Annotated in this window: 8 protein-coding genes; 7 read left to right on the forward strand and 1 reads right to left on the reverse strand. The window is 70.4% G+C overall.

Annotation, left to right across the window (positions count from 1 at the left end; translation table 11 throughout):
* Positions 1-139: 139 nt before the first annotated feature.
* The gene (locus IT355_07855; protein MCC7053169.1) at positions 140-1,771 is read right to left on the reverse strand and encodes an alpha-D-glucose phosphate-specific phosphoglucomutase; all 1,632 of its coding nucleotides are present in this window, start codon (positions 1,769-1,771) and stop codon (positions 140-142) included.
* Positions 1,772-1,971: 200 nt separating this feature from the next.
* Between IT355_07855 and IT355_07860 the strand changes: the two genes are divergently transcribed.
* The 7 genes from IT355_07860 (at position 1,972) to IT355_07890 (ending at position 8,303) form a co-directional block, all read left to right on the forward strand.
* On the forward strand, positions 1,972-3,150 hold the full coding sequence (locus IT355_07860) for an acetyl-CoA C-acyltransferase (GenBank protein MCC7053170.1): 1,179 nt from the start codon (positions 1,972-1,974) through the stop codon (positions 3,148-3,150).
* 63 nt (positions 3,151-3,213) lie between these two features.
* On the forward strand, positions 3,214-4,254 hold the full coding sequence (locus IT355_07865; protein MCC7053171.1) for a hypothetical protein: 1,041 nt from the start codon (positions 3,214-3,216) through the stop codon (positions 4,252-4,254).
* 88 nt (positions 4,255-4,342) lie between these two features.
* On the forward strand, positions 4,343-5,191 hold the full coding sequence (locus IT355_07870; protein MCC7053172.1) for a TIM barrel protein: 849 nt from the start codon (positions 4,343-4,345) through the stop codon (positions 5,189-5,191).
* A 130-nt stretch (positions 5,192-5,321) separates the two neighbouring features.
* A complete protein-coding gene (locus tag IT355_07875) occupies positions 5,322-5,645 on the forward strand; it encodes a winged helix-turn-helix transcriptional regulator (GenBank protein ID MCC7053173.1) in 324 nt (107 codons plus the stop codon).
* A 74-nt stretch (positions 5,646-5,719) separates the two neighbouring features.
* A complete protein-coding gene (locus tag IT355_07880) occupies positions 5,720-6,706 on the forward strand; it encodes an arsenite methyltransferase (protein ID MCC7053174.1) in 987 nt (328 codons plus the stop codon).
* Between the two features lie 10 nt (positions 6,707-6,716).
* Positions 6,717-7,172: a GNAT family N-acetyltransferase gene (locus tag IT355_07885; GenBank protein MCC7053175.1), complete on the forward strand. Its 456-nt coding sequence runs from the start codon at positions 6,717-6,719 to the stop codon at positions 7,170-7,172.
* A 111-nt stretch (positions 7,173-7,283) separates the two neighbouring features.
* Complete coding sequence (locus IT355_07890; GenBank protein ID MCC7053176.1) at positions 7,284-8,303, forward strand: integron integrase; 1,020 nt, start codon at positions 7,284-7,286, stop codon at positions 8,301-8,303.
* The last annotated feature ends 457 nt before the right edge of the window (positions 8,304-8,760 follow it).

Raw genomic sequence — 8,760 nt, forward strand, 5'->3', positions numbered from 1 at the left:
AGCTCGCGCTGACGGCGTGCATGCGGCACCTGCTCATCATCCTGAACGCCATGGCGAAAACACAACAGCGCTGGCTCGCGCCAGCGCCGCCAGTGGCTTGACTTTCAACACAGCTACTTTGCGTTGAAACCGTTGCCGTTCAGGTGATGACGGTCGGAGCGGAACGGCCGGTGCGGGACGGGATCTGGGCGAGGTCGAGGGCGGCGGCGACGAGGTCCTTGAGGGCGTCCTGCGGATCGCGGTCGAGGCCATCGGGGCCGGGGACGTAGCTCTCGATGTAGACGCGCAGCGTGGCGCCGGCGGTGCCGGTGCCGCTGAGGCGGTAGATGATGCGGCTGCCATCGTCGAAGAGGAAACGGAGCCCCTGGTGGGTGCTGGTGCTGCCGTCGATGGGGTCGTGGTACGAGAAGTCGTCGGCGGCGGTGATGCGGCGGCCGGCGATGGTCTGGCCTGGCGCCTCGGGTTGCTGTGCGCGCAGCTGGTCCATGATGCCCGCCGCGGCATCACTCGGCACTTCCTCGTAGTCGTAGCGCGTGTAGTAGTTGCGGCCGTACGTCGCCCAGTGCTCACGCACGACCTGCTCCACCGACTGTTTGCGGGCGGCGACGATGTTGAGCCAGAAGAGCACCGCCCAGAGGCCGTCCTTCTCGCGAACGTGGTTGGAGCCGGTGCCGAAACTCTCCTCGCCGCAGAGGGTGATGCGGCCGGCGTCGAGCAGGTTGCCGAAGAACTTCCAGCCGGTGGGCGTCTCGAAGCAGGGCAGCTGCATCGCGGCCGCGACGCGGTCCACCGCGGCGCTGGTGGGCATGGAGCGTGCGACACCGGCAATGCCCGCGGCGTAGCCCGGCGCGAGGGTCGCGTTCGCGGCGAGGATCGCGAGGCTGTCGGATGGTGTCACGAAGAAGCGCTTCCCGAGGACCATGTTGCGGTCGCCGTCGCCATCGGAGGCGGCGCCGAAGTCGGGGGCCGCGTCGCCGAAGAGCTCCTCGACCAGGTCGTGCGCGTAGGTGAGGTTGGGGTCGGGGTGCCCACCGCCGAAATCGGGGAGCGGGGTGCCGTTGATGACCGTGCCGGCGGGTGCGCCCAGTCGCTTCTCGAGGATCTCGGTGGCGTACGGGCCGGTGATGGCGTGCATGGCGTCGAATCGCATGAAGAAGCCGCCGGCGAACAGCGCGCGGATCGCCTCGAAGTCGAACAGCGACTCCATCAGCGTCGCGTACTCGGCCACGGGATCGACGACGATGACCGAGACGTCTCCGATGGCGTGGGTGCCGACGGTGTCGAGCGGGATGGTGTCGAGATCGGCGATGCGGTACGACGTGAGTGCGCCGGCGCGCGTCGCGACCGCGTTGGTGAACGACTCAGGGGCGGGGCCGCCGTTGCCGGCGTTGTACTTGATGCCGAAGTCACCCTCGGGGCCGCCGGGATTGTGGCTGGCCGAGAGGATGATGCCGCCGGCGCCGTGGAGGCGGATGAGGTGCGAGGCGGCGGGCGTGGAGAGCAGGCCGCCCTGGCCGACCATGATGCGGCGGATGCCGTTGGCGGCGGCCATGCGGATGATGGTGCCGATCGCCTCGTAGTTGAGGAAGCGGCCGTCGCCGCCGACGATCAGCGTGCCGTCGGCGGGCAGGGCGGCGACATCGAGCAGCGCCTGCACGAAGTTCTCGAGATAGTGCGGCTGCTGGAACACGACGGTGCGCTTACGCAGACCCGAGGTGCCGGGCTTCTGGTCACTGAAGGGCGTGGTGGGGACGTCGCGCACGGTCGGCATGGGCGTGTGGCGTGAGGGAGGACGCTGCGGGGCGGCGCCTGGCGTGGTGCCGCGCTCCCGCTCGGGAAGTGTAGCCCGGCCGCCGGAGCGCGTCATGGGCGGGTGTTCGACTACTGCACGGCTGAGCCGCCGGGTACACTTCGCTCGAGTCGTGCCGGCTGCGAGCCGGCTTCCGCCGGACCCTCACGGAGCTGTGACGCATGCGCGACGCGGTGATCGTCTCGACCGCACGAACCCCCCTCGCCAAGTCGTGGCGCGGTGCCTTCAACATGACGCACGGGGCCACGCTCGGTGCCTTCGCGGTGACGGCGGCGCTGGAGCGCGCCGGCCTGGAGGGTGGCGAGGTGGAGGACGTGCTGATGGGGTGCGCCACCCCCGAGGGTGCGACGGGCGGGAACATCGCGCGGCAGGTCGCGATCCGCGCGGGCATGCCGGTGACGGTGCCGGGGGTTACGGTGAACCGCTTCTGCAGCAGCGGGCTGCAGACGATCGCCATGGCCGCGCAGCGCATCATGACCGGCGAGGGGGACATCTTCGTGGCCGGCGGTGTGGAGTCGATCTCGTGCGTGCAGAACGAGATGAACACGAAGATGATCCACGATGCCTGGATCCAGGAGCACAAGCCGGCGCTGTACTGGCCGATGCTGCAGACGGCCGAGACCGTGGCCGCGCGTTACGGCATCACGCGCGACCGGATGGACGAGTACGGGGCGCAGTCGCAGCAGAAGGCCGCCGCCGCACGGAGCGCCGGCCTGTTCGATGCCGAGCTGGTGCCGGTGACAACGGTGATGGGGGTGCAGGACAAGGAGACGAAGGCGATCAGCACGACCGAGGTGACGATCCGCGCTGACGAGGGCATCCGTGTTGACACCACGTTCGAGGGCGTGTCACAGATCAAGCCGGCGGTCCCGGGCGGAACGATCGCGGCAGGGAATGCGAGCCAGTTCTCGGATGGTGCCGGCGCGTGCGTGCTGATGGACCGGGCGACGGCCGAGCGGCGCGGCGCGCCGGTGCTCGGGATCTTCCGCGGCTTCGCGGTGGCCGGCTGCGAGCCCGATGAGATGGGGATCGGCCCCGTGTTCGCGGTGCCGAAGCTCCTGCAGCGCGCCGGCCTCGGCATGCAGGACGTGGGCCTGTGGGAGCTGAACGAGGCCTTCGCGGTGCAGGTGTTGTACTGCCGCGACCGGCTTGGCATCGACCCGTCGATCCTGAATGTGAACGGCGGCGCGATCGCGGTGGGGCACCCCTACGGCGTGAGCGGCCAGCGGCTCACGGGGCACGCACTGATCGAGGGGAAGCGGCGCGGGGCGAAGTACGTGGTGGTGACGATGTGCGTGGGTGGCGGCATGGGCGCGGCCGGCCTGTTCGAGGTGGCGTGACCGCCCCCGGTCTGCCCGGCGCAGGCGCTGCTCCCGGATCCCCCGACCTCCACACCCGCGTGCATGGCTGAGCGTCCCTTCCCGACGGTGATCGAGAGCGCGCGTGACCCGGCCCTCGAGGCGCGGATCACCCGCCGTGTGGCGATGCACTACGCCGATGGCGAGGATGCGCAGCTCGACCGGCCGGGTCACGTGCGGGCCGCGAGCTCGATGGCGTGGATCGGCGGGCGCATCGCGCTGGTGCAGGACGACGTGAACTTCGTCGCACTGGTGGACCCGGTGACGGGGCTGGCGGATGCCGTGACGCTGCCGGCCGGGAAGGGCGACCTGCGGCAGTTCGACGATGGTCGCGGGAACAAGAAGCACAAGCTGGACCTGGAGGCGATGACGCGGGTGCCGGAGACCGGCGGCACGACGCTGCTGGCGTTCGGGTCGGGGTCGAAGAAGCGGCGGGAGAACGTGCTGTCGCTGCGGTTCCGCAGTGGCGGGACGGCGCTGGCGCACGACGCGCCGGCGCTGGTGCACCTTCCCGCGCTGTATGCGGCACTGCGTGCAGAGCCACACTTCGCGGGCAGCGAGATGAACATCGAGGGGGCGATGTACACCGGGGGCGCGATTCGCCTCTTCGGGCGCGGGAACGGCGAGGCGACCGACGACCTGGAGCCGTGCGACGCCACCTGCGACCTGTCGTGGGCGCTGCTGCGGGCACACATCGCCGATCCGGATCGCCATCCGGTGCCGCCGCTGCAGCGCATCACGCAGTACCGGCTGGGTGCGATCGACGGTGTGGCGCTCGGCTTCACCGACGCCATTCCTGCGGGTCGCTCGAACGTGCTCTACACCGCCGCCGCCGAGGCGTCGGAGGATGCGGGCAGTGACGGCGCGGTGGGTGGCTCGGCGATCGGCGTGCTGCCGAACGACCGGCGTCGCGCGGCGCGCTGGACGGCGATCACCGATGAGCGCGGGGCGCCATTCGGTGGGAAGGTGGAGGGGGTGGTGCTGCACCCGCACCATGCACGACGGGCGCTGGTGGTGGTGGACCTGGACGACCACACCAGCCCGTCGGAGCTGTGTGAGGTGGAGTTGCGCGGCGCCTGGTGGTGACGGCCGGCGGGGCCGGAGCGTGGCGGTGGCCGGCGGGTGTGCGGGCGCGTAGCATCAGGGCGGACACCGTTCCCCGTGGAGGGATGTGATGGAGCGACGTGAGATGCTGGCGGTGCTCGGCGCCGCCGGTGCGGCGCAGGTACTCGGAGGAGCGGCCCCGATGGCGACGGTGACGCAGGGTGCGGGGCGGCTCAAGCAGAGCGTCTGCCGCTGGTGCTACGACAAGATCCCGCTGGACGTGCTGTCGCGCGACGTGGCGGCGATGGGGTTCAAGTCCATCGAGCTGCTGAGCGAGAACGAGTGGGCGACGGTGAAGGCTGCCGGCCTGACGTGCGCGGTGGCCAACGGGCCGAGCACGATCCCGGTGGGCTTCAACCGTCCCGACCAGCACGACAGGCTGGAGGCCGAGTCGAGGCGGCTGCTGCCACTGGTGGCAGCGGCGGGGATCCCGCAGATGATCGTCTTCTCGGGCAACCGCGGCGGGTTGTCGGATGCCGAGGGGCTGGCGCACTGCGTGACGGGCCTGCAGCGGATCACGCCGCTGGCCGAGCGCCTGGGCGTGACGCTGATCATGGAGCTGCTGAACTCGAAGGTGGACCACAAGGACTACATGTGTGACCACACGGCGTGGGGTGCGGAGCTGGTGACGCGCGTGGGCTCACCGCGCTTCAAGCTGCTCTACGACGTGTATCACATGCAGATCATGGAAGGGGACGTGATCCGGACGATCCGCGACAACTTCGCGCACATCGGACACTACCACACGGGCGGGGTGCCGGGGCGTCACGAGATCGACGATGCGCAGGAGCTGAACTATCCGCGCATCATGACGACGCTGGCGGAGCTCGGGTTCACCGGGTACGTGGGGCAGGAGTTCATCCCGGTCCGTGATCCCATGGTGTCGTTGCGCGAGGCGTATTCTCTTTGCAACGTCTGAACGGCAGCACGGCCTGGTGGCGTGGGGGTGACCGGCGCGGCCGTGGTTCGCGAGTCAGTGGCCGGCGTGCCGGTTCAGGGGGGTCAGTGGGGGGCTGGACATATCAAAAAATACTGGTACGATACGTCCCATGCGCACCGACACCGGGACCGATTTCACGCGAGCTGCCGCCCTGTTCCATGCGCTGTCGGACGAGGCGCGGGTCGAGATCGTGTCGATCCTGCAGGGCGGTGAGCAGTGCGTGTGTGAGCTGATGGACGTGGTGGGGGCGGCGCAGTCGCGCCTGTCGTATCACCTGAAGGTGCTCAAGGACGCCGGGGTGGTGACGGACCGCCGCGAGGGTCGCTGGGCGTACTACACGCTGAATCGCGACGTGATTCTGGAGGCGGAGCAGGTGCTGGCCGGCCTGCGCCCGAGGGCACGACGCGGGGCGTTGCCGGGCTGTTGCGGATAACGGGCACGCGGTACCGGACGGTGGTTTCCTGTGGTCCACATATCAAGATTTCCTGATTCACATGGAGCGGCAGCATGCGTGACGTGACGACGGCCGGCGGCGACAGCACGATCGACTCCCTGCGCACCACGGTGCGTGCGCGGTACGGAGCGGTGGCCACGCGGGTGGCGGAGTCGGGGTCGACGGCAGGGGCCTCGTGTTGTGGCCCGGCGAGTGGCTCGAGCGGGTGCTGCGGCTCGAGCACGGAGAGCTGGGACCCGATCACGGCCAACCTCTACGACGAGGGGCAGGCGGCGGGGGTGCCGGCCGAGGCGCTGCTGGCGTCGCTGGGGTGCGGCAATCCGACCGCGCTGGCGGACCTGCAGCCGGGGGAGGTGGTGCTGGACCTCGGTTCGGGCGGGGGCATCGACGTGCTGCTGTCGGCGAAGCGGGTGGGCCCGACGGGCAAGGCCTACGGGCTGGACATGACCGACGAGATGCTGGCGCTGGCGAACGAGAACAAGGCGCGCGCCGGCGCGACGAACGTGGAGTTCCTGCGCGGCCACATCGAGTCGATCCCGCTGCCGTCGAACACGGTGGACGTGATCATCTCCAACTGCGTGGTGAACCTGTCGGGCGACAAACGTGCGGTGCTGGCGGAGTCGTTCCGGGTGTTGAAGCCCGGCGGCCGGTTCGCGGTGAGTGACGTGGTGGTGCGGGGCGCGGTGCCGGCGGAGGTGCAGCGGAACATGGAGCTGTGGGTGGGCTGCGTGGCCGGCGCGCTGGAGGAGCAGGAGTTCATCGGGCTGCTGCGCGAGGTGGGGTTCGAGGGGGTGAGCATCGAGCCGACGCGGATCTACAAGGCGGAGGATGCGGCGGCGTTCCTTTCGGGGAGCGGGCTGGATATCGCGCAGTTCGCGGCGGACATCGACGGGCGCTTCATGGGGGCGTTCGTGCGCGCGACGAAGCCCGGTGCGGCCGGCGCGCCGCGTGTGGCGACGGCGGCCAGGGCGCTGGAGACGCTGGGTACTCCGGCTGTCGACGGGGCCGCCGCCTGTTGTGGCCCCGACTGCTGCAGCTGAGGGGGTGACGATGACGGCGGACGTACGGATCGAACGCGCGGAGGTCGACGACCTGGGCGCGGTGGTCGAGCTGCTGCGCGGTGTGGGACTGCCGGTGGATGATGTCGCGTACCACATCGAGGCGTTCGTGCTGGCGCGGGAGGATGGCCAGGTGGTGGGGACGTCGGCGATCGAGGTGCACGGTGACGCGGTGCTGCTGCGCAGCGTGGCGGTGGCGCCGTCGCACCGCGGCCGCGGGATCGCGGATGTGCTGATGGCCGAGAGCGAGGCGATGGCCGTGATCGAGGGCGCACGCCACCTGTACCTGCTGACGACGACGGCGGCGGACTACTTCGCGGTGCGCGGGTTCGAGATCGTGACGCGGGAGGTGGCAGGTGCGGCGATCGGGGAGGCAATGCAGTTCCGGTCGCTGTGTCCGGCGTCGGCGACCTGCATGCGGCGCGCGGTGGCGGGGGGGATCGGCTGAGGCGTCGCCGGCCCGTGAGCCGGGGGCGGGTTCGCCGTGTGGTGCATGGCTTGGCGCCGGCGCGGCGAGGAATGGTGCGGTGCGCGGCGTCCGATGGTGCGATGATCAGGCATGCCGTCTTCCTCGCCGACGTTGCTCGCGCTGGTCCGCGACCGCGCGCTGGTGCGCCGGTTCAGCGCCCGCACGGTGCAGGCGTACAGCCGCTGGGTCGTGGCGTACGTGCGGTACCACGGCGTGCGACATCCCCGGGAGCTGGGGGTGGACGCCGTGCGCGAGTTCCTGACGCACCTGGCGCGGGACCGGCAGGTGGCGGCGTCGACGCAGAACCAGGCGCTGGCGGCGCTGCAGTTCCTCTACCGCGACGTGCTCGGTGCGCCGTTGCCGGTGGTGTCCGGCGTGGCGCCGGCGAGGAAGCCGGCGGTGCTGCCGGCTGTGCTGTCGCGCGGTGAGGTGCAGCAGCTGTTGTCGGCGATGGACGGTGTGCCGCAACTGATGGCGATGCTGCTGTACGGATCGGGGTTGCGGCTGCAGGAGTGCTGCACGTTGCGGCTGAAGGACGTGAACGTGGACCGGGGCGAGATCCGTGTGCGCCGCGGGAAGGGCGGGCGCGACCGGGTGACGATGCTGCCGGGGGCGGTGCGCGACCGGGTCATGTCGCAGGTCGCCGCGGTGCGGCGGCTGGTGTTGTGGCGCAGCAGCCGAGGGGGCGGATACATCGAGTTGCCGGGCGCCCTGGCGAAGAAGTCGCCGCACGCCGTGCGGGGGTGGAGCTGGTGCTGGCTGTTTCCGGCGCGGGCGGAGTACCGGCATGCGGCGTCAGGGCAGCTCCGAACACACCACGTGCACCCCTCGGTGCTGCAGAAGGCGGTGCGATCGGCGGCGCAGCGGGCCGGATTGGTGTCGCGCGTCAGTTGTCACACGCTGCGGCATTCGTTCGCCACGCACCTGTTGGAGTCCGGCTATGACATCCGGACGGTGCAGGAGCTGCTGGGGCACCGGGACGTCTCGACGACGATGTTGTACACCCACGTGTTGAACCGGGGTGGCCTGGGTGTGCGCAGTCCGCTGGACGGTGGTGGCGGCGGTGGTCCACCGATGTGGCGTGGGTCGCCGGGCGGGGGATCGGGGTGAAGTGCGGCGGGGGTGGGGCGTGTGTGGGATGCTCGTGGCCGTTCTGGCGTAACGCCGCCATCTCCGCGGTCCATCGTGGCGTCGGGATACGGCCCCGGGGCTGGCAAGTCGCAGTGCGGCAGGCGGTTACCGTGCCGCGGCGGCGGTGCTGTTCGCTGGTTATGCCGCGGAGAAGTGGCGGCATAACACTGGCGGGGCGGTGATAAGCGGTGGCAGTATTAGGGGAGCATTAGGAACGTGCGGTACAATTCTCGTTAGAGCGCGAGGCCGATCGCTGGTTGTTAGGACCTGCAGTCGGCGCGCGCGTGGGAAGTAAACGATGGCGTGCGGGAGGCGGCGCTCGTGGCGCCGGATGGTGGTGTGCGACGATCGGTGCGCATCGGTGAGGCTCGACGCCGCGCTCCGCGTGCGGTCGGCACCGTTGGCCCAGCGGCGGGGGGACCGGACGGGTGCCCCA

The sequence above is a fragment of the Gemmatimonadaceae bacterium genome, assembly GCA_020851035.1.
In the GTDB taxonomy this organism is placed as follows: Bacteria; Gemmatimonadota; Gemmatimonadetes; order Gemmatimonadales; family Gemmatimonadaceae; genus JACMLX01.